Here is a 19,814-nt window from a genome sequence, read left to right as displayed (position 1 = left end):
GTGGACTTACTCGGCCGCCGAGAACGTGATGCCCGGGACCTTCCGCGCAGTCGCGCGCGTGGTCTTCCTCGGCGCCGCCTTGCGAGTGGTCTTGGCCGGTTCGGCCTTCGCCTTCGTGACCTTCGCGGTGGTCTTCGCGGGCTCTGGCTTTGCGGCCTTCGCGGTCTTGGCGGTCGTCGCGCGACGGCCTGCGACCGGCTTCGCCGCCTTCGTCGTCTTCGGGGCCGCCTTCGCGCGGGGTCGCTTCGCACCCGGGACGATCCGCGGCCGGCGCTTGCGGCCGCCGGTGCGGCGACCTGCGTCGGCGTAGCGCTGCAGCAGCTCACGCAGGGCGTCGGCGTTGGCGAAGGAGAGGTCGATGTCGTAGTCGACGCCGTCGAGCCCGAAGCCGACGGTTTCCGCGGCGGGCTCGCCGGTGAGATCATCCAGGACCCGCACAGCCGTGTTCTTGGCCACGACAAACCTCCCGTGCTCGAACGTGGTATTCGCGCGCACCGGGGCCGACGGCACCCGGGCCGCCGACTTCTTGCAGCTTTCCTGACCGAGGATAGCCGTTGGCTTGCGCGAACCCGCGTGGTGGTGTGCGCTGAACCCATGCCTGGAGAGACTTTTGACGTAGTGGTGATCGGCGCGGGTCCAGTGGGGGAGGTGGCCGCCGAACGAGCGGCCCGCGGAGGCCTGAAGGTCGCCCTCGTCGAGCACGAGCGCTTCGGCGGCGAGTGCTCCTACTGGGCGTGCATCCCGAGCAAGGCGTTGCTGCGACCGGGAAACCTGCTCGCCGCGGCGAAGCGGATCCCCGGCGTGCCGGTCGGCGACCGGCTCGACCCGGCGGCGGTGTTCGCGCGCCGTGACTGGTTCACCGGCAAGGGCGACGACTCGGGACAGGTCGAGTGGGCCCGCGGCGCCGGCATCGAGCCGATCCGCGGGCACGGCGAGATCACCGGTGAGCGCGAGGTCACCCTCGACGGCGACCGCGTGCTGACCGCGCGGCACGCGGTGATCGTGTGCACCGGCAGCGTGCCGAGCAAGCCGTCGATCCCAGGGCTGGACACGATCCGGCCGTGGGGCTCGCGGGAGGCGACGTCGGCGGAGACCGTGCCGGGCCGGCTCGGTGTCCTCGGCGGCGGCGTGGTCGGCGTCGAGATGGCGCAGGCGTTCGCGTCGCTGGGCTCGGAGGTGCACCTGGTGATCACCGGGGAGCGGCCGCTGCCGCGCAACGCCGCGTTCGCCGGGGACCTCGTGCTGCACGGGCTGCGCGAGGCCGGCGTCTACGTGCACACCGAGTCGGGGGTCGAGCGGGTCGCCGCGGGTTCGGGCGGGACCGAGCTGACGCTGAAGGACGGCGAGGTGGTCGTCGTCGACGAGTTCCTGGTGGCGACCGGGCGCCGGCCCGCGACCGCCGGGCTCGGCCTGGCGGCGTTCGGCGTCGAGGACGGCCGCCCGCTGGAAGTCGACGACACCGGCCGGGCGTCCGCAGTGGACGGTGGCTGGCTGTACGCGGCGGGTGACGTCACCGGCCGGGCGCCGCTGACCCACCAGGGCAAGTACGGCGCCCGCGCGGCGGGCGACACGGTGGCGGCGCTGGCCGCGGGCACTTTCACGGCGGCGGCGCCCTGGAGCAAGTACACCGCGACGGCCGACCACCACGCGGTCCCGCAGGTGGTGTTCACCGACCCCGAGGTGGCGGCGGTCGGCTTGGCGGACGCGCGGCCGGGGTCGGCCGACCGGGTCGTCGACATCGACATCGCGGTGGCGGGCTCGTCGCTGCACGCGGACGGCTACACCGGCAAGGCCCGGATGGTCGTCGACACCGAGCGGAACGTGCTGCTGGGGGTGACGTTCGTCGGCCAGGACGTCTCGGAGCTGCTGCACTCGGCGACGATCGCGATCGTCGCCGAGGTGCCGCTGGACCGGCTGTGGCACGCGGTGCCGTCGTTCCCGACGATCAGCGAGGTCTGGCTGCGGCTGCTGGAGGCGTACGGCCTCTGAGTCACTGGGCGGGCAGGTCCAGGGCCGCCTTCGCGGCGCGGGCCAGGCCGGGATCGTCCGGAGTGGACGGTCCCGGCGCCCAGACCGCCTGCACGAGCCGCACGGCGGTGCCTTCGACGGCGGAGGCGTAGGCGGCGTTCTCGAACTGCGGCTGCTGGGTGGCGCCCCACTTGCCGGTCTCGGTGGCGAGGTCGAGGATCCCGCCACCACCGGGCGTGTCGGCGACGGCCTTGAACGCGGCGGCCTGCGCGGCGTCCGGGAACTGCACGATCCCGACGGTGACGGCCCCGGGCCGCCCGTCGATGGTGGCGGCGTAGCTCGCGCGGCGGACGCCGGAGCAGCTGGTCTGCTGCAGGCTGGCTTGGACGTCCCCGAAGGCGTGGGAGGCACAGCGCTGATCGCCCCCGGCGGCACGGAGGGCGAACTGCAGGCTCTGGACGGGAGCACTGGAGCTGGTGGGCGGCGGCTGCGTGGCGGGGGTGGGCGGCCCGGTCGGAGCGGCGGCGGAGTCATCACCGGAGGTGGCCACGGCAACGGCGGCGACCACGATGGCGACGAGCAGACCGATGGCGGCCAAGGGGATCCAGCGGACGGTGCGCGAGGCGGCGGCCGGTTCCGGGCGCGGGGCGGGGAAGGGACGTGGGGGAGTGGCCGGTTGGGGTTGGCCGGCGGGGGTTTTGGGGTTGGTGGTTGGCGGGGGTGCGGTGGCGTCGGCCGGGCCGGCGGCTGGCGCGGTGGCGCTTGCCGGGTCGCTGGCGCGCGTGGCCGCGGTGGCTTGCGCGGGTGTGGTGGTTTGCGGGAGTGCGGTGGGGCTGGCCGGGCCGGTGGTTGGCGCGGTGGCGCTGGCCGGGCCGGTGGCTTGCGCGGGCGCGGTGGTTTGCGGGGATGCGGTGACGCTCGCCGGGCCGGCGGTTCGCGCGGTGGCGCCGGCCGGGCCGCTGGCTTGCGCGGGCTCGGTGGTTTGCGGGAGTGCGGTGGCGCTGGCCGAGCCGGCAGTTCGCGCGGGCTCGGCTGATTCGGGCGTGAGCCGCCGAGGTTCGGCCGGGGCGGGGAGGCTTTCGGTTCGCTCGGTGTCGGCTTGCTCGGGCTCACTCGGCTGGGTGGAACCCGGGCCGGGGAACACGGGGAGGCCGGCAGCGCCCTGACCGGGGAACGGAAGTACTTCGGTGCGCTCGGATTCCACGTCCGGGATCGGCGAGCCGCCGGACGGTTCGCCACCGGGTTCACCGGGTGCCTCGTCGACCTGGGGCTCCGGCTCGATCGCTTCGGCCGCGGGCTCCGGCTCGAGTTCCTGAAGCGGCTCCGGCTCGGATTCCTCGGCCTCGGGCGTTACTTCCGGTTCGGGCGCGGGTTCCGGTTCGACCGGCGCCGGGGTCTTCGTTCGCCAGTCGGCGCCGTTCGCGGTCGACGCCGCAGCCGCTTGAGCCGGCACCGCGGCCCCACTGTCCCAAAGCGACTCCGGCGGCGCGTCGTCGGTGAACCGGCTGAACCCCTCGCCCAGCAGGACTTCGTCCGAAAACTCCGGCGCCTCCGGTGCCAGCCCCCGGATCAACGCCCGCACCTGGTCCACCGACCGCGGGCGATGGGCCGTCGCCAAGGACACCGTTGCCGCCAGCATCGTCGTCGGCGTCGGGTGCAGGACCCGGACCGGGCCCGCCAGGTCGCCCGCCGGCTGGTCGACCGTCTCCACGTACGGTCCCACCGCGACGATCGTCCCCACCGGGCCCGTGCCCGGGACCAGCGTCGCGATCCGCCGCTCGCACGCCTGGGAAACGTCCAGCGCCTCGGTCGCCGGGTTGACCGCGTCGTCGTCGGCCACCAGTGGCCAGCCGTCCGCCTTCCACGGTGCCCCCAGCGGCGCTTCCAGCCGCAACGCCGGGTCCGGGAGGTCCACGCCGATCACGATGATCACGCCGTGGGGGAGCAGGACCACCGCCTCGATCGGGCGTTCGGTCACCGAGCCGACACCGATCAGCGCGATCCCGCCGATGACGGTGCTGCCCCGGCCGAGGGAGGCCAGCGCCGCCCGGATGTCGTCCGCCACCCGGGACTGCTGCCGCTCCAGGCGCACCAGTCGCACCGAAACCCCTCCCTGCTCGTCGTTCCGGGTCATCACGCTAGCGCGCCCGGAGCAAGGAACCGTGCGACACGGGGACGACGCGGCCCGGTGCCCTCCGAAAGTGGTGCCCCGGGTGACTTGTGGTGTTCATGTGGCCAAACAGCACGGTTGGGGTGCAGAATGTGCTACAACGCATCGGAGGCGGCATTCGGGAGCCGCGCTGAGGCCGCGCTGCAGCTCGAGTAGGGCGTAGGGGAAGACGTCCCTCGTCGAGCAACAAGCGGAGGTAGCAGTGAGCACCCGTGGCAGCACCCGAGGTGTGGTGTACGTCCACTCGTCGCCGTCTGCGGTGTGTCCGCACGTCGAGTGGGCTCTTTCGGGCACCCTGGGTGCCCGCGTTGACCTGAAGTGGACGGCGCAGCCGGCCAGTCCGGGTCAGCTTCGCGCCGAGTGCGGCTGGCGCGCGCCCGCGGGCACCGGCGCCAAACTGGCGTCCGCCCTCAAGGCGTGGCCGATGATTCGGTTCGAGGTCACCGAAGAGCCCAGCGCGGGCGTCGACGGCGAGCGGTTCTGCTTCGCGCCCGGCCTCGGCCTGTGGCACGGCCGGACCAGCGCCAACGGCGACATCGTGGTGGGCGAAGACCAGCTGCGCGCGCTCGTCGCGATGACCCGCGGGGGTGAGTCCCTCGCGCACAAGCTCGACGAGCTCCTCGCCGCGAGCTGGGACGAAGCCCTCGAGCCCTACCGCCACGCCGGCGACGGCGCGCCGGTGACCTGGCTGCACCAGGTCGGCTGACCGGCGGGGCCGCACCCGGCGCGGCGGGGCCGGTACGCTCTCCGGCGTGACCACCCCCGCCCCCGGCTCCCGGCAGCGCTGGCTGGTGCCCGTCGTGGTCGTGGTGCTGTCCGTGACCGTCGGCGGCGGCTTCCTCGCGCGCGAGCTCTACCGCCAGCCCGACCAGCCCGCCGACGACACGTCCGTGTCGACGTCGGCGCCGTCCGAGACCAGCGGGAGCCGGCCCACGGGCGTGGGCGTGGTCGGGATGACCGACGACGCGAAAGCCCACCCGCAGGCCGACGGCGTCCGCGACCTGATCCAGCGCTACTTCGGCGCCATCAACAGCAAGAAGTACACGCAGTGGGCGGATGTGGTCAGCGCGGAGCGGCTCGCGCAGCAGTCGTCCGGTGACTGGCAGAAGGGCGTCCGGACCACTGAGGACAGTGACGCCCTGATCTACCGGATCGAGCGTGGCGCCGGCGGCTCACTGCGGGTCCTGGTGGGCTTCACCAGCCGGCAGGACCCGGCCGACGCGCCGACGGCGTTCGCGGAGGCGTGCATCAAGTGGCGTCTCGTCCTGCCGGTGATCACCGAGCGGTCCGCGCTGAAGATCGACGCCACCGACCGCGGTCCGCTCCCCGAACACGAAAAGTGCTGACACAGAAAGGGGCCCGGCCGAAGCCGGGCCCCTTTCTTCATTGCTTGTGGTACTAGGCCGCCGGCGTGAACAGCAGGGCGGTGTTGTGCCCGCCGAAGCCGAACGAGTTGCTGATCGCCGCGGTCAGCTCGACCTTGCGCGGCTCACCCGAGACGACGTCCAGCTGCACCCGCGGGTCCAGGTCGGTCAGGTTCAGCGTGGCCGGGACGATGCCGTGGTACAGCGACAGGATCGTGATGATCCCCTCGACCGCGCCGGCGCCGCCGACGAGGTGACCCAGCGCGCCCTTCGGCGCCGTCACGACCGGGTGTTCCCCGACCGCGTTGCGGATCGCCGCCGCCTCGCCGATGTCACCGACCACAGTGGACGTCGCGTGGGCGTTCACGTGCCCGACGTCCGCCGCGGTCACCCCGGCCATCTTCATCGCCGCGCGCATCGCGGCGATCTGGCCGATGCCCTCGGGGTGGTTGCCCGTGATGTGGTAGGCGTCCGAGGTGATGCCGTGCCCGGCGATCGTCGCGTAGACCCGCGCGCCGCGGGCCTTCGCCAGGTCCGCGCGCTCCAGGATGACGACGCCGGAGCCCTCGCCGAGGACGAAGCCGTCACGGCTCGCGTCGAACGGCCGCGAGGCGGCGTCCGGTTCGTCGTTGCGGGTCGACACCGTGCGGGCCTGGGCGAACCCGGCCAGCGTGATCGGGTGGATGCACGCTTCGGCGCCCCCCGCGACCACGACGTCGGCCCGCCCGGAGCGGATCATCTCGACCCCGCTGGCGATGCCCTCGGCGCCCGAGGCACAGGCCGAGGCCGGGGAGTGCACCCCGGCCCGCGCCTTGAGGTCGATGCCGACGTGCGCGGCCGGGCCGTTCGGCATCAGCATGGGCACGGTCAGCGGCGACACCTTGCGGAGACCCTGCTGGTGCAACAGGTCGTTCTGGGTGAGCAGGGTGACCGGCCCGCCGACGCCGGTGCCGATCGACACGCCGAGGCGGTCGGGGTCGACGTCGGTGTGCTCGTCGGTGGGTTCGGTGTACCCGGCGTCGGCCCAGGCCTGCCGGGCGGCGATCAGCGCGACCTGCTCGCAGCGGTCGAGCCGGCGCGCCTGCACCCGCGGGAGGACCTCCGACGGATCGACGGCCAGCTGGCCGCCGATCTTGACCGGCAGCTGCAGCTCCTCGACCCAGTCGGCTTCGATCGCCCGGATCCCGCTCCGCCCGGCCAGCAGACCGTCCCAGGTGGACGTGACGTCCCCGCCGAGCGGTGTGGTGGCGCCGAGACCGGTGATCACGACGTCGATGGTGCTCATGGGAGTCTCCTCAAGGAGGGGAAGAGGACTTACTTCGAGTTGGCCGACACGTAGTTCACGGCGTCGCCCACGGTCTTGAGGTTGGCGAGCTCGTCGTCCGGGATCTTGACGCCGAACTTGTCCTCGGCCTGCACGGCGATCTCGACCATCGACAGCGAGTCGATGTCCAGGTCGTCCACGAACGACTTCTCGGCGGTGACGTCGTCCTGAGCCACACCGGCCACCTCTTCGACGATCTCGGCGAGGCCGGCGAGGATCTCAGTGTTGTCAGCCATGGGGTTGTTCCCTTCTCGGTCTTTCTGGGGTCTGGTGTCCCGTGGGCGAGTGCCCGCGGGGAGCGTAACGGTGATCAGGGGCAGACGAACGCCTGCCCGGCGTAGGACAGGCCCGCGCCGAACCCGACCGCCAGCACCACATCGCCGGACTTCGCCGTCCCGGCCTTGCGCATGTGGTCCAGCGCGAGGGGGATGGACGCCGACGAGGTGTTGCCGGAGTACTTGATGTCGTCCGCGACGACCATTTCCTCACGGGCGCCGTTGGCCCGCAGCTTCTTCGCGATCGCCTCGACGATGCGGAGGTTGGCCTGGTGCGGCACCAGCACGTCCACATCGGACGGCTTGAGCCCGGCCACCTCCAGCGCGCGCATGGCGATCGGCGCGATCTGGGTCGTCGCCCACCGGAAGACCGACTGGCCCTCCTGGTAGATGAACTTCTCCTCGGTCATCCCGATCAGGTCGACCAGGTCGCCGGCGCTGCCCCAGGAGACCGGGCCGATCTGCGGCTCGTCGGACGCGCCGACGACCGCGGCGCCCGCGCCGTCGGCGAAGATGATCGCGTTCGCCCGGTCGGTCGGGTTCACCGAGTCGGTGAGCTTTTCCGCGCCGATCACGAGGACCTTCTTGGCCGAGCCCGCGCGGACCAGGTCCGAGGCGACGCCGAGGCCGTAGCAGAACCCGGCGCAGGCGGCGTTGAGGTCGAACGCGCCAGGGTTCGGGATGCCGATCCGGGCGGCCACCTGCGCGGCGGCGTTCGGGATCAACGTCGGCATGGTGCAGTTCGGCAGGATCACCGTGTCCACTTCGGACGGGTCGACCCCCGCGTCTTCGAGGGCGGCCTTGCCGGCGGCGACGGCGAAGTCGGTGAGCAGCTCGTCCTTCTCGGCGAACCGGCGCTCGACGATGCCGACGCGCGACTGGATCCACTCGTCGTTGGTGTCCATGACCTTCGAGAGGTCGTCGTTGGTGACGACCTTCTCGGGCTGGAAGCTGCCGAGGCCCAGCACGCGGCTGCCGCGGGAGCCCGGGTTGAGGCTCAGGGCGGGTCGGTCGGTCACGAGGCGTCCTCCTGGCGCAGCGCGGCCAGCTCGGCCGGCGTCTTCAGCGCGGTGGTAGTGGTGACGACGCCCTTGAGCTGCCGCTTGACCAGTCCGGTCAGCGTGCCCGCGGGCGCGAGTTCGACGGTGCGGGTGACGCCGAGCGAGACCAGGCCGTCCATCGTCAGGTCCCAGCGGACCGACCGCGTGACCTGCGAGACGAGGCGCTCCAGGTACTCGGCCCCGCTGGTGACGACCGCGCCGTCCGCGTTGGACAGCAGCGGGCGGACCGGGTCGGCGGGGGTCAGCTCGGCGGCGTGGGCGCGCAACGCCTCTTCGGCGGGCGCCATGTACTGCGTGTGGAACGCGCCGGCGACCTTGAGGGCGCGGATCTTCGTGCCTTCGAGGGGCTCGGCGACGATCTTCGCGATGGCGTCGGCGGCGCCGGAGGCGACGATCTGCCCCGCTCCGTTGCGGTTCGCCGCGGTCAGGCCCTGTGCTTCGAGCCACGCGACGACCTGTTCGGGATCCCCGAGCATGACCGCGGCCATCGACGTCGGTTCGAGCGCGCACGCCTTCGCCATCTCGGCGCCGCGGACGGCGGCGAGCGCGACGGCGTCGGCGGGCTCGAGCACCCCGGCGATCGCGGCGGCGGCGAGCTCGCCGACGGAGTGCCCGGCGACGGGCGCGTCCGCGGGCACCGGCGCGGTGGCCTGGAGGTGTTCGAAGGTGAGCAGCGACAGCGCGACGATCAGCGGCTGCGCGATCGCGGTGTCCTGGATCTCGTCGGCGTCCGCCTCGGTGCCGAGGCGGAGCAGGTCGAGCCCCGCGCGCTCGGACCACTGCGCGACGCGCTCGCGCGCGCCGTCGAGGTCGAGCCAGGGCGTGAACATACCGGGGGCCTGGGCCCCCTGACCGGGAGCGAGGACTGCTGCTGTCACCCTTCAAGACAACACGTTCAGGGTGCCTCGGCGGGATGCCGACGTTCACAGTGTCTACGCGACGTCTTTGTCGGAACCCTCCAAAGACGCGCCGGAGAAGCTCGCGCGTAACCCGGATGCCTTGTCGGGTTCAATCACCTTTCGCTGTTAAGTCCATCACGTGACGCCCGTCTCGGGAAGGGTAAGTTCCCGGCGTTCGGGTTGCCGCGAAGCCGAGAGGGCGCGAAGTCATGACGGAGTGGTACGGGGTGCGGTGCGTCTTCCGGTGGACCGAAGCCGTGGAACCGTCGTACGAGGAACGGGTCACGGTGTGGCACGCGGTCGACCTCGACTCGGCGCTGGCGCTGGCCGAGACGGAAGCGCGGGAGTACGCGAAGGAAATGGGCGCGGCTTACGTGGGGCTCGCCCAGGCCTATGCCACCGGGAACGGACAGCTGGTGTCCGGCAGCGAGGTGTTTTCGCTGCTGCGTGACAGCGCGCTGCCGCCGGAAGAGTACGTGGACCGGTTCTTCGACACCGGCGACGAACACCAGGGCACGGCCTGACCCGGTCGCGCTGTTGACCAGCCGCCAGCGCCCCAATGTGGCCTTCGGTGCGTCAGACGCACCCAATGTGGCCTTCGGTGCGTCTGACGCAACCAAGGCCACATTGGGGCGCTTGGGGCCGGGCGTCACCAGAGGCCGCGGGCCCTCGCGAGCCGGCCCACCGTCAGCGCGATCCGCAGCACCAGCGCGTCCCGCGGGTCCGTCGGCTGGCAGCCCGTCAGGTCCGCCGCCTTCCGCAGGCGGTACCGGACCGTGTTGGGGTGGACGAACAGCGTTTTCGCGCACGTCTCCAGCACGCCGCCGGTCTCGAGGTACGCCTCCACCGTGCGCTGCAGCGTCGGGCCGGCCTCCTCCAGGGGGCGGGCGATCGTGTCCACCAGGAGGCGCTCAGCCTCCGCGTCGCCCGACAGCGCGCGCTCCGGCAGCAGGTCCGCCGACCGGACCGGGCGGGGGGCGCCCGGCCAGCCGACCACCGCCCGCAGGCCCGACAACGCCTCCGTCGCGCTGTGGTGGGCCTCCGCCAGCGTCGGCACCGTCGGGCCCGCCACCACCGGGCCGTCCGCGAACGCCACCGACATCCGGGCGAGGATTTCGCGTTCCTTCACCCCGCCGTCGGTCGGGCCGCCGACCACGACCACCAGCCGGGAGCCCTGCACCGACAGCAGCACCGGGCGGCCGACGCGGGCCGCGCGGCTGCGGACCTCGAACACCACCGCGGGCGGGTCGTCCGAAGGCGGGTTGCCGACCAGGACCGTCGCCGCCGCCGTCGGGTCCCAGCCCAGGGCCGTCGCCCGTGACAGCACCGACTCCTCGGCGTCGCCACGCACGATGCCGTCGACGACCAGCGCCTCCAGCCGGGCGTCCCACGCGCCGCGCGCCTCCGCCGCGGCCGCGTACGAGTTGGCCGCCGCGAACGCGATTTCGCGGCCGTAGCGCAGGATCCCCTCGATCAGCGCCGCGCGTTCCGCCTCGTTCGCGGCGAACTCCGGCAGCTGCTCCTCGAACACCTCGATGGCCAGGCGCACCATGCCGACCGCCTGGCGCAGGCTGACCCACCGCGACAGCTCGGCCGGCGCGTCGCGGAACGCCTCGGTCGTCAGCTTCAGCGCTTCCTTCGAGTCCCGCAGCCAGTCGACGAAGCCCGCGGCGCCCGCCTGGGTGATCAGCAGCACGCTCGCGCGCTGGTCGGCGGGCAGCCGGGCGAACCAGGTCAGCCGCCGCTCCATCACCGCGATGCTCGCGCTGGCCAGGCTGCCGGACGCGTGCTCGAGCCGCCGGAGCGTCTTCGCGGACAGTCCGTGATGCTTCGGCACCCGGCGCGGGGCGGTGGTTCCATCCATGGCGGAGGCGATCCTACGTGGCCCGCAACTTTCGTAGCCCCCGAAGACAACGCCGGACGGTATGCGGCGCGTGGACGTACTGCCTAGGATCAGGACCCGGGGAAGACAGGAATGGGGGAACCGGAATGACCGGTTTAGAGATCGACGCGATCTCCAAACGCTACGGCGACGTGGTCGCTTTGCGCGAAATGTCGTTCGACGTCCGGCCGGGCGAATTGTTCGGCTTCGTCGGCAGCAACGGCGCCGGCAAGACGACGACCATGCGGATCGCGCTCGGCGTGCTTTCCGCCGACGCCGGCGAGGTGCGCTACGACGGCAGTCCCGTCACGCACGAGACGCGGCGCCACATCGGGTACATGCCCGAAGAACGCGGGCTCTACCCGAAGATGAAGGTCGCCGAGCAGCTGACCTACCTCGCGCGGCTGCATGGGATGTCCGCGGGCGACGCGCGCTCCTCGGCGGAGAAGTGGACCGAACGTCTCGGCGTCGCCGCTCGCCGCGACGACGAGGTGCAGAAGCTGAGCCTCGGCAACCAGCAGCGCGTCCAGCTGGCCGCGGCGCTGGTGCACGAGCCGCGGATCCTGGTGCTCGACGAGCCGTTCTCGGGCCTCGACCCGGTCGCGGTCGACGTGATGAGCGCGGTGCTCAAGGAAAAGGCCGCCGAGGGCGTGCCGGTCGTGTTCTCCAGCCACCAGCTCGACCTCGTCGAGCGGCTCTGCGACCGGGTCGGGATCGTCCGGAGTGGACAGATGGTGGAGATCGGCACGGTCGGCGAGCTGCGGGCCGGTGGCGCCGTGCGGCTGCGCGTCGATGTCCCCGACGCCGGCGACGGCTGGGCCGACGCCGTCCCGGGGGTTCGGGTGCTCGGCCGCAAGGGCACGGTCACCGAGCTGGAGCTGACCGACGGCGCCGACGACCAGGACGTCCTCAAGGCCGCGCTGGCCACCGGGCGGGTGCGTGAGTTCGCGCGTGAGCAGCCGACGCTGGCCGATCTGTTCCGTTCCGTCGTGACGACCGAGGAGGTCCCGGCATGAGTACTCCGCTCCCGGACGTCCGGATGAGCCCGGCCGCGGCGGTGGGGCTGGTCGCCTCCCGCGAGATCAGCACCCGGGTGAAGTCGCGGGCCTTCCGCGTCGCCACCGCGATCATGCTGCTGCTGATCGTGGTCGGCATCGTGCTGATCAAGCTGATCTCGGGTGGCGGCGGCGCCGACTCGACGGTCGGCTACACCTCCGCGACCGCCCCGTTCGCCGCGCCGCTGAAGGCCGGCGGCCAGGCCGTCGACGAGAAGATCGACGTCACCCAGGTCGCCGACGAGGCGGCCGGGCGCGCGAAGCTCGAGGACGGCTCGATCGACGCGCTGCTCACCGGCGATGGCAAGAGCGTGCATGTCCAGGTGAAGAAGGACCTCGACAGCAAGCTCGCGAACGTGCTGCAGCTGCTCGCCCGGCAGGCCGCGATCGACCAGCAGATCACCGGCCTGGGCGGCAACCCGGCGCAGTTCCAGGCGGCCGTCGCGTCGGCGAAGTTCGTCGAGGACCCGCCGCTGGAGCAGCCGTACGACTACAACGGCACGCAGCTGGTGCTGGGCATCGTGGCGGGCATCCTGATCTACCTCTCGCTGATGATCAACGGCCAGACCGTCGCCCAGGGCGTCGTCGAGGAGAAGACGTCGCGGGTGGTCGAGCTGCTGCTGTCGACGATCAAGCCGTGGCAGCTGATGGCCGGGAAGGTGCTCGGCATCGGCGTGGTGGGGCTGATCCAGATGGTCGTGATCGGCGTCGGCGGCCTGATCGCCGTGACGGCGACCGGGGCGCTGCCGGATCTTTCGCTGTCTTCGGCGATCGGCGCCGTCGTGTGGCTGATCGTGTGGTACCTGCTCGGGTTCTTCATGTACTCGATCGTGTTCGCCGCGCTGGGTGCGTTGGTTTCGCGCCAGGAAGACGTCGGCGGCGCGACGATGCCCGCGTTGATGTTCGTGATCGCCGGGTACGTGATCGGCATTTCGGTGCTGCCGTCGAATCCGGGCAGCACGTTCGTCGAGGTGCTTTCCGTGATTCCGGTGTTCTCGCCGACGCTGATGCCGATCCGGCTCGCGATGGGCGGGGTGCCGGTGTGGGAAGCCGTGTTGTCGGTGGGGCTGGTGGTGCTGATGATTCCGGGGTTGATCTGGCTGGCCGCCCGGATCTACCGGAACGCGGTGATGCGCAGTGGCGCGAAGGTGAAACTGCGCGACGCCCTGCGCGCCGCCTGACGTTCTTCCGCTGTTCACCGGCCCTCGGGAGCTCCGGCTCCCGGGGGCCGGTTTTCGTTCGTCCGCCCGAAATGCTCGAGGCCGCCCGGCGCTCGCGGTTTACGCTGCGCCGGACGGCCTCGTCTCCCCGGTCCCCACCGGTAGAACCAGTATGGCCACGGCTGATCTTCGCGCGCCAGTCGTCTCACTCGATCGTGGGGCGCACGAGTTGCCGCCGCTGGGTACCTGATCAACGATCCGGTGCAACACAGCGGTACCACCCCGAATCCGCGGGTGGGGATTCGGGCGCAAAACCCTTTGGAGGGAGTCGGTATGGGCCAGCAACTGAAGGACGGGCTCGGGCAGGCGTGGAACCTGGTGGCCACGTTCGTTCCGAAACTCGTCGGATTCCTGATCATCCTGCTGATCGGCTGGCTGATCGCGAAGGCCGTCTCGAAAGCGCTGGGGCTGGTCCTCGGGAAAGTCGGGTTCGGCAAAGTCGTCGAGAAGACCGGCCTGAGCGGAATGGTCGGCCAGCAGAAGATCGACGCGACCGGGATCCTGGTGAAACTGGTCTACTACTTCGTGCTGCTGATCGCGTTGCAGCTCGCGTTCGGCGTGTTCGGGCCGACGAACCCGGTGAGCCAGCTGCTCAACGACATCATCGCGTTCCTGCCGCGGATCGTGGTGGCGCTGGTGCTGGTGGTGGTCGCGGCGGCGATCGCGAAGGTGGTGCGTGACGTGGTCTCGTCGGCGATGTCGGGCCGCCCGGCGGCGCGTCCGCTGGCGCTGGTCGCCTACTGGCTGATCATGGCGTTCGGCATCATCGCGGCGCTCGGCCAGGTGAACATCGCGACGACGATCACGGGCCCGGTGCTGATCGCGGTGCTGGCGACGATCGCGGGCACGATCATCGTCGGCTTCGGCGGCGGCCTGATCAAGCCGGCGCAGGACCGCTGGCGCGGCTGGATCGCGAACATGGAGCACCAGATGGAGACGCCGAAGCAGCGCACGGGCGAGATGGGCACGAGCGCCCCGCCACGGGCGCCGGTGGGTGCCGCGGGTCCGGTGGGTCCGGACAACACCCCGACCCCGCCGGCGGGCACCCCGCGGCCGCAGGGCTGAGGGCGCGGCCCGAGTGGGCTGATGACAGGGTGAGCGGGGCGGGCGCGGCAGACGAGGAAGCTGCCGCACCCGCCCCGCTTCGCGCCGGCTCGCCTCGGGCGGCTGACGCCGCACACCAGCCCAGCTCCGCGCCTGCTCCGCTTTGCGCCTGGCCCTGCTTGCCTGCTCGGCTCCGCACGTCAGCCCAGCCCCACCCGCCCAGCTTCGCGCGCCCGCCCGGCTCCGCGCCCGGCCCAGCCGCGCCCGCCCGACTTCGCGCCTCGCCCCAAGCGCCCCAATGTGGCGTTCGGTGCGTCCAGCGCACCGAAGGCCACATTGGGTGCGTCCAGCGCACCGAAGGCCACATTGGGTGCGTCCAGCGCACCCAACGCCACATCGGGGCGCATCCCGCCATCCCAACCCTCGGGATGTTCCGCGGCTCACAGTCCCTAGGGAATTCACCCTCCGCGGAGCATGTTGGGAGCGGTAGGACGAAAGGGGCGTCACGTGGATTTCCTGCTGCACCACGGGATCACCGTGCTCGGTCAGTGGATCTCGATCGCGGAGCTCGCCGGGCAGGTGTTCGCGCTCGCCGTCGTTTTCCTCGCGCAGCGTCGCACGCTGTGGACCTGGCCCGTGCAAGTCGGGGCGACCGTGCTCCTCTTCGCGGTCTATGCCTCCGCGCACCTCGGTGGGCTCGCCTCCCGGCAGGTCGCCATCCTCGCCATCTCCGTCTACGGCTGGTGGGCCTGGACGCGCCGCCAGGATCCCGTCTTCGGCGTCGTCGTGCGGCAGGGGCGGCTCGTCGAACGGCTCGCCATGCTCGGCGCCTTCCTCGCCGGCACCACCGTCATGGCCCTGGTCCTCGACGCGCTGAACGCCTCCTGGGCGCCCTGGCCGGACGCCGCCATCTTCGTCGGCACCCTCGTCGCCTTCGGGGCGCAAGGGGCCGGGCTCGTCGAGTTCTGGCTGGTCTGGCTGGTCGTCGACGCGATCGGCGTGCCGCTGCAGATCTCGTCCGGGCTGTACTTCTCCGCCGCCATCTACATCGTCTTCGCCGGGCTCGTCGTGCACGGCTGGTGGAGCTGGAACCGCTCCGCCAAGCGGGTCGGGCAAAGGGTCATGGCAGCATCCAGCTGAGCACCGGCGTGCTCTGCCCGAGCACGATCAGGCACATCACCAGCAGCAGCCCCAGGCTCCACGGCAGCACCTTCCGCAGCAGCTTGCCCTCTTCCCCGGGCAGGTTCGCCGCGACGCAGGCGATCGTCAGGTTCTGCGGGGAGACCATCTTGCCGAGGACACCGCCGGAGCTGTTCGCGGCGGCCAGCAGGTCCGCGGGCAGGCCGGTCTTGTTCGCCGCCGTCACCTGCAACGCGCCGAAGAGCGCGTTCGCCGACGTGTCGGAGCCCGAGACCGCGACGCCGAACCAGCCCAGCACCGGCGACAGGAACGCCAGCCCGGCGCCGGCCGCCGCGATGAACGTGCCGATCGTGGTCGTCTGGCCGGACAGGTTCATCACGTAGGCCAGCGCGAGCACCCCGGTCACGGTCAGGATCGCGAACCGCAGCTCCTTGACCGTCGCCAGCCACTCCTGCACCGTGCCGCTCGCCGACACCGCCAGGATCGCGGCCGTGATGATCCCGGCCAGCAGCACCAGCGTGCCGCCGGTGTTGAGGAACGGCAGCGAGAACGTGTTGCCGGACACCGGTTTGCCGTTCGGCCCGGCGACGTCCAGGCCCGGCCAGTGGAACTTCCACGTCGCCTTGTCCAGCAGCTTCTTGATCGGCGGCAGCACGGCGAGGGAGAAGATCACGATGATCAGCAGGTACGGCAGGTAGGCCTTCACGACGTCGTTGCGCGAGTCCTCCTTCGGGGTTTCCTCGGTCGCCGTCCCGCCCATGCCGATCCGGACCGATTCCGGCACCGCGCGGCGGGTCTGGGGCAGCGCGACCAAAGCGGCCGCGCCGGCCAGCGCGGCGCCGATGTCGGCCAGCTGCGGCGAGACGAAGTTCGACGCCAGGAACTGCACGAGCCCGAACGCGACGCCGCAGACCAGGGCCGGCAGCCAGGTGTCGCGCAGGCCGCGCTTGCCGTCGACGATGATCACCAGCAGCAGCGGCACCACCAACGCGAGCAACGGCGTCTGGCGGCCGACGATCGAGGACACCTCCTGCAGCGGCAGGCCGGTGACCTGGGCGAGGGTGACGACCGGCGTGCCCATCGCGCCGAAGGCGACCGGCGCGGTGTTCGCCACCAGCGCGACGATCGCGGCCTTCACCGGGTGGAACCCGACGGCCACCAGCATCACGGCGCTGATCGCGACCGGTGCGCCGAACCCGGCCAGCGCCTCCATCAGCGCGCCGAAGCAGAAGGCGATGATGAGCGCCTGGATGCGCGGGTCGTCGGAGATCCGGCCGAACGAGCGGCGCAGGACGTCGAAGTGCCCGGTCCGCACGGTGAGCCGGTAGACCCACAGCGCGTTGACGACGATCCACATGATCGGCCACAGCCCGAACGCGGCACCCTGCAGCGCCCCGGAGACGGCCTGGACGATCGGCATGCCGTAGGCGGCGATGCCGACGACCAGCGCGACGAGCAGCCCGATCAGGGCGGCGTGGTGCGCCCTCATCCGGACGGCGCCGAGGAGCACGAGAACGGTGGCGAGCGGCAGCACGGCGACGAGCGCCGACAGGCTCAGCGAACCGAGGGGGGTCAGATTCTGCACGAACATGGGCACGGGCGACCTCCGTTTTCCACGATGCGAAAACGGCCTTTCGGCGAGTGCCCGAGATCTTCGTCACAAACCAGTCGGTCCGTCAAGAAGTTGAGACCACTTGGCTCAACGGGTCAGGCGTTGACCGGCAGCACGGCGAGGGCCGTTTCGGCGATCGCGTGCAGCTCGGCCGGGCTCGAGCCGCCCTTGCCCAGCGCTTCGATGCCGCGGTTGACCGCCAGCAGCAGGTTCGCCAGGGCGGCCGGGTCGTGGCCGCCGGCGACGTCGCCCGCGCGCTGGGCCGCCGCGATGCAGCCGGTCAGCTGGTCGTGCAGGTCGCGGAACGCCCGCTGGGAGCGGGCGGCGATCGCTTCGTCGTGCTGCGCGCACTCGGCCGTCGTCTTCGCGATGAGACACCCGCGCCGGTCCGTGTCGGCGGCGGTGTCCTCGGCGATCGCGATAACGTGGTCGCGAAGCCGCTGGTAGGCGCTCTCGTCGGGGCCTTCCAACGCGCGACGCGTTGCCTCGGTGGCTTCGGTGCAGTAGTCGTCGAAGACGCGCACGTACAGCGCGTGCTTGTCGCCGAAGGCGCCGTACAGGCTGCCCTTGCCCAGGCCGGTGGCCGCCGCGATGTCGTCGATCTTCGTGCCCGCGTAGCCGGTCGACCAGAACTGGTCCCGGGCCGTGCGCAGCACCGCACGCTCGTCGAAGCTCCGGGGTCTCGCCATGGGACCAGGCTATCCGTTCTTGACTATCTCGTCCATAACTGCGTACGTTCTGGACGAGATAGTCAAGAACTCGGAGGGCGAGATGAACCTGGAGCACAAGACGGCCTTGGTGACCGGCGGCGGAACCGGCATCGGGCTGGGGATCGCGAAGCGGTTCGCCGCGGAAGGCGCGCACGTCGTGATCACCGGACGGCGCAAGGAGGTCCTCGACGACGCCGTCGCCGAGATCGGCGGGAGCGTGCAGGCGATCCGCGCCGATTCGGCGAACCCGGCCGACCTCGACGAGGTCTACCGTGTGATCGCCGAGCGCGGCCGCGGCCTGGACGTCGTGGTGGCCAACTCCGGCGGCGGCGTTTCGGCGCCGCTCGGCGAGATCACCGAGGAGCAGTTCGACACGACCTTCGGCACGAACGTCAAGGGCGTGCTGTTCACCGTGCAGAAGGCGTTGCCGCTGCTGAACGAGAAGGCGTCGATCATCCTCACCGGCTCGACGACGTCGACGCGGGTGGCGCCGGGCATGAGCGTCTACGCGGCGACGAAGGCCGCGGTGCGCAACTTCGCCCGCACGTGGTCACTGGACCTGCAGGGCAAGGGCATCCGCGTGAACGTGCTGAGCCCGGGCCCGACGCTCACGCCGGGCCTGCTCGGCCTGGCCGAGCCGGACGCGCAGCAGCAGCTCGTGGACGGGATGGCGGCCCAGGTCCCGCTGGGCCGCCTCGGCGACCCGTCGGAGATCGCCGCCGCCGCGCTGTTCCTGGCCACCGACGAGGCGAGCTTCGTCAACGGCGTCGAGTTCTTCGTCGACGGCGGCCAGGCGCAGGTCTAACGCAGAGTCGTGTGTGAGGGCGTGAGGTCCTTGAGGGTCCGGACGCCGAGCAGCTGCATCGTCCGGACCAGCTCGGTGCGCAGGATGTCGACGCAGCGCTGCACGCCGCGTTCGCCGCCGGCCATCAGGCCGTAGAGGAACGCGCGGCCGACCAGCACGGCGTCGGCGCCGCGGGCGATGGCCGCCACGATGTCGCCGCCCGAGAGGATGCCCGTGTCGATCCAGACCTCGGCGCCGCCCTGGAGCTCGTCCAGCACCGCCGGGAGCAGCTCCAGCGGCGTCGGGGCACGGTCGAGCTGGCGTCCGCCGTGGTTCGAGATCAGCACCGCGTCGGCGCCGTGCTTGACGACGTCACGGGCGTCGTCGACGTTCTGGACGCCCTTCACCACGAGCTTCCCGGGCCAGGTGCGGCGCACCCAGTCGAGGTCGTCGAAGTTGAGCGTCGGGTCGAAGAGCTTGTTGAGCAGCTCGGCGACCGTGCCGCCGAAGTGGTTGAGCGAGGCGAAGTTCAGCGGCTCGGTGGTGAGCAGGTTGAACCACCACGCCGGGTGCGTCGCGCCGTCGAGGAACGTCTTGAGCGTCAGCGCCGGCGGGATGGTCAGGCCGTTGCGGACGTCCCGCAGGCGGGCGCCGCCGACCGGGGTGTCCACGGTCAGCATGAGCGTGTCGTAGCCGTGCTCCCACGCCCGATTCATCAGATCTTCACCCGCGCCGTGGTCGCGCCAGACGTAGAGCTGGAACCACTTGCGGGCGCCGGGCGCGGCCGCCGCCAGGTCCTCGATCGACGTCGTCGCCATCGTCGAGAGGCCCACCGGGATGCCGTTGCGCTCGGCGACGCGCGCGACGGCGCTCTCGCCCTCGTGCTGCATCATCCGCGTGAACCCGGTGGGGGCGAAGGCGAACGGCAGCGCCGAGGTCTTGCCGAGGATCTCGCGGGTGGTGTCCACATCGGACACCCCGCGCAGGACGTTCGGGTGGAACTCGATCCGCCGGTAGGCCTGCCGGGCGCGGCGCAGGCTGTCTTCGAGCTCGGCGGCGCCGTCGGTGTAGTCGAACGCGGCCCGGGGAGTCCGCTTGCGGGCGATCGTCCGCAGGTCGGCGATGGTGTGCGCGTTCGCCAGCCGCCGGTCGGTCGGGTTCAGCACGATCGGCTTCGGCCGCAGGATCTGCTTCAGCTCGTCCGGCTTGGGCAGTCGGCGCTTCGTCACCTTCATCAACTCCCAGAGACCAACACGGTGAGCGGGACCCGGCAGACATCGGATGTCTGCCGGGTCCCTTTGTAGCA

General features: G+C 71.6%; 19 protein-coding genes. 9 read left to right on the top strand and 10 right to left on the bottom strand.

The genetic code is table 11. The features are described from left to right. Positions 1 to 6: 6 nt before the first annotated feature. Positions 7 to 456, bottom strand: coding sequence for an Lsr2 dimerization domain-containing protein (locus M8542_RS16865; protein ID WP_257921117.1), 450 nt, complete (start codon positions 454 to 456; stop codon positions 7 to 9). A gap of 138 nt (positions 457 to 594) precedes the next feature. Between M8542_RS16865 and M8542_RS16860 the strand changes: the two genes are divergently transcribed. Beyond that, positions 595 to 1,989 (top strand): dihydrolipoyl dehydrogenase family protein, encoded by a 1,395-nt coding sequence (locus M8542_RS16860; RefSeq protein WP_257921116.1) that lies wholly within the window; start codon positions 595 to 597, stop codon positions 1,987 to 1,989. A 1-nt stretch (position 1,990) separates the two neighbouring features. Here the strand turns inward: M8542_RS16860 and M8542_RS16855 are convergent, their stop codons facing one another. After that, the gene (locus M8542_RS16855) at positions 1,991 to 4,069 is read right to left on the bottom strand and encodes a hypothetical protein (RefSeq protein WP_257921115.1); all 2,079 of its coding nucleotides are present in this window, start codon (positions 4,067 to 4,069) and stop codon (positions 1,991 to 1,993) included. Between the two features lie 271 nt (positions 4,070 to 4,340). On the opposite strand from M8542_RS16855, the gene M8542_RS16850 reads away from it, so the two are divergent. Then, positions 4,341 to 4,844 (top strand): DUF3145 domain-containing protein, encoded by a 504-nt coding sequence (locus M8542_RS16850; RefSeq protein WP_086678313.1) that lies wholly within the window; start codon positions 4,341 to 4,343, stop codon positions 4,842 to 4,844. A gap of 46 nt (positions 4,845 to 4,890) precedes the next feature. Then, the gene (locus M8542_RS16845; protein ID WP_257921114.1) at positions 4,891 to 5,484 is read left to right on the top strand and encodes a hypothetical protein; all 594 of its coding nucleotides are present in this window, start codon (positions 4,891 to 4,893) and stop codon (positions 5,482 to 5,484) included. A gap of 52 nt (positions 5,485 to 5,536) precedes the next feature. Here the strand turns inward: M8542_RS16845 and M8542_RS16840 are convergent, their stop codons facing one another. The 4 genes from M8542_RS16840 to M8542_RS16825 all read right to left on the bottom strand — a co-directional run bounded on the left by M8542_RS16840 (position 5,537) and on the right by M8542_RS16825 (position 9,040). Next, the gene (locus M8542_RS16840) at positions 5,537 to 6,787 is read right to left on the bottom strand and encodes a beta-ketoacyl-[acyl-carrier-protein] synthase family protein (protein ID WP_257921113.1); all 1,251 of its coding nucleotides are present in this window, start codon (positions 6,785 to 6,787) and stop codon (positions 5,537 to 5,539) included. Between the two features lie 29 nt (positions 6,788 to 6,816). Next, positions 6,817 to 7,062 carry an acyl carrier protein gene (locus tag M8542_RS16835; protein WP_037820481.1) on the bottom strand — a complete coding sequence of 82 codons (246 nt, stop codon included), beginning with the start codon at positions 7,060 to 7,062 and terminating at the stop codon, positions 6,817 to 6,819. A 74-nt stretch (positions 7,063 to 7,136) separates the two neighbouring features. Next, positions 7,137 to 8,120 (bottom strand): beta-ketoacyl-ACP synthase III, encoded by a 984-nt coding sequence (locus M8542_RS16830; RefSeq protein ID WP_257921112.1) that lies wholly within the window; start codon positions 8,118 to 8,120, stop codon positions 7,137 to 7,139. Next, positions 8,117 to 9,040, bottom strand: a complete 924-nt coding sequence (locus M8542_RS16825; protein ID WP_257921111.1) for an ACP S-malonyltransferase — start codon at positions 9,038 to 9,040, stop codon at positions 8,117 to 8,119. The genes M8542_RS16830 and M8542_RS16825 overlap by 4 nt, the downstream gene beginning before the upstream one ends. A gap of 230 nt (positions 9,041 to 9,270) precedes the next feature. Between M8542_RS16825 and M8542_RS16820 the strand changes: the two genes are divergently transcribed. Then, positions 9,271 to 9,585, top strand: coding sequence for a hypothetical protein (locus M8542_RS16820; RefSeq protein WP_257921110.1), 315 nt, complete (start codon positions 9,271 to 9,273; stop codon positions 9,583 to 9,585). Between the two features lie 125 nt (positions 9,586 to 9,710). Here M8542_RS16820 and M8542_RS16815 read toward each other — a convergent pair whose 3' ends face one another. Beyond that, positions 9,711 to 10,925: a PucR family transcriptional regulator gene (locus tag M8542_RS16815; RefSeq protein ID WP_257921109.1), complete on the bottom strand. Its 1,215-nt coding sequence runs from the start codon at positions 10,923 to 10,925 to the stop codon at positions 9,711 to 9,713. Between the two features lie 125 nt (positions 10,926 to 11,050). On the opposite strand from M8542_RS16815, the gene M8542_RS16810 reads away from it, so the two are divergent. The 4 genes from M8542_RS16810 (at position 11,051) to M8542_RS16795 (ending at position 15,402) form a co-directional block, all read left to right on the top strand. Further along, on the top strand, positions 11,051 to 11,959 hold the full coding sequence (locus tag M8542_RS16810) for an ABC transporter ATP-binding protein (RefSeq protein WP_257921108.1): 909 nt from the start codon (positions 11,051 to 11,053) through the stop codon (positions 11,957 to 11,959). Next, positions 11,956 to 13,179 (top strand): ABC transporter permease, encoded by a 1,224-nt coding sequence (locus tag M8542_RS16805; protein WP_257921107.1) that lies wholly within the window; start codon positions 11,956 to 11,958, stop codon positions 13,177 to 13,179. Before M8542_RS16810 ends, M8542_RS16805 begins: the two co-directional genes overlap by 4 nt. A 312-nt stretch (positions 13,180 to 13,491) precedes the next feature. Further along, complete coding sequence (locus M8542_RS16800) at positions 13,492 to 14,283, top strand: mechanosensitive ion channel family protein (RefSeq protein WP_257921106.1); 792 nt, start codon at positions 13,492 to 13,494, stop codon at positions 14,281 to 14,283. A gap of 486 nt (positions 14,284 to 14,769) precedes the next feature. Then, positions 14,770 to 15,402, top strand: a complete 633-nt coding sequence (locus tag M8542_RS16795) for a nicotinamide mononucleotide transporter family protein (protein WP_257921105.1) — start codon at positions 14,770 to 14,772, stop codon at positions 15,400 to 15,402. Here the strand turns inward: M8542_RS16795 and M8542_RS16790 are convergent. Beyond that, positions 15,383 to 16,993 carry an L-lactate permease gene (locus M8542_RS16790; RefSeq protein WP_257921104.1) on the bottom strand — a complete coding sequence of 537 codons (1,611 nt, stop codon included), beginning with the start codon at positions 16,991 to 16,993 and terminating at the stop codon, positions 15,383 to 15,385. The two genes, M8542_RS16795 and M8542_RS16790, sit on opposite strands and share 20 nt — an antisense overlap. A 116-nt stretch (positions 16,994 to 17,109) precedes the next feature. Beyond that, entirely contained in the window at positions 17,110 to 17,703 is a 594-nt protein-coding gene (locus M8542_RS16785; RefSeq protein WP_257921103.1) for a TetR/AcrR family transcriptional regulator, read from the bottom strand. Between the two features lie 82 nt (positions 17,704 to 17,785). Between M8542_RS16785 and M8542_RS16780 the strand changes: the two genes are divergently transcribed. Further along, a complete protein-coding gene (locus tag M8542_RS16780) occupies positions 17,786 to 18,529 on the top strand; it encodes an SDR family oxidoreductase (RefSeq protein ID WP_257921102.1) in 744 nt (247 codons plus the stop codon). Here the strand turns inward: M8542_RS16780 and M8542_RS16775 are convergent. Continuing rightward, positions 18,526 to 19,737: an alpha-hydroxy acid oxidase gene (locus M8542_RS16775; protein ID WP_308210264.1), complete on the bottom strand. Its 1,212-nt coding sequence runs from the start codon at positions 19,735 to 19,737 to the stop codon at positions 18,526 to 18,528. The two genes, M8542_RS16780 and M8542_RS16775, sit on opposite strands and share 4 nt — an antisense overlap. Between the last annotated feature and the right edge of the window lie 77 nt (positions 19,738 to 19,814).

The sequence above is a fragment of the Amycolatopsis iheyensis genome (assembly GCF_024703995.1).
Lineage (GTDB): Bacteria > Actinomycetota > Actinomycetes > Mycobacteriales > Pseudonocardiaceae > Amycolatopsis > Amycolatopsis iheyensis.
This window is presented reverse-complemented; position numbering and strand designations above follow the sequence as displayed.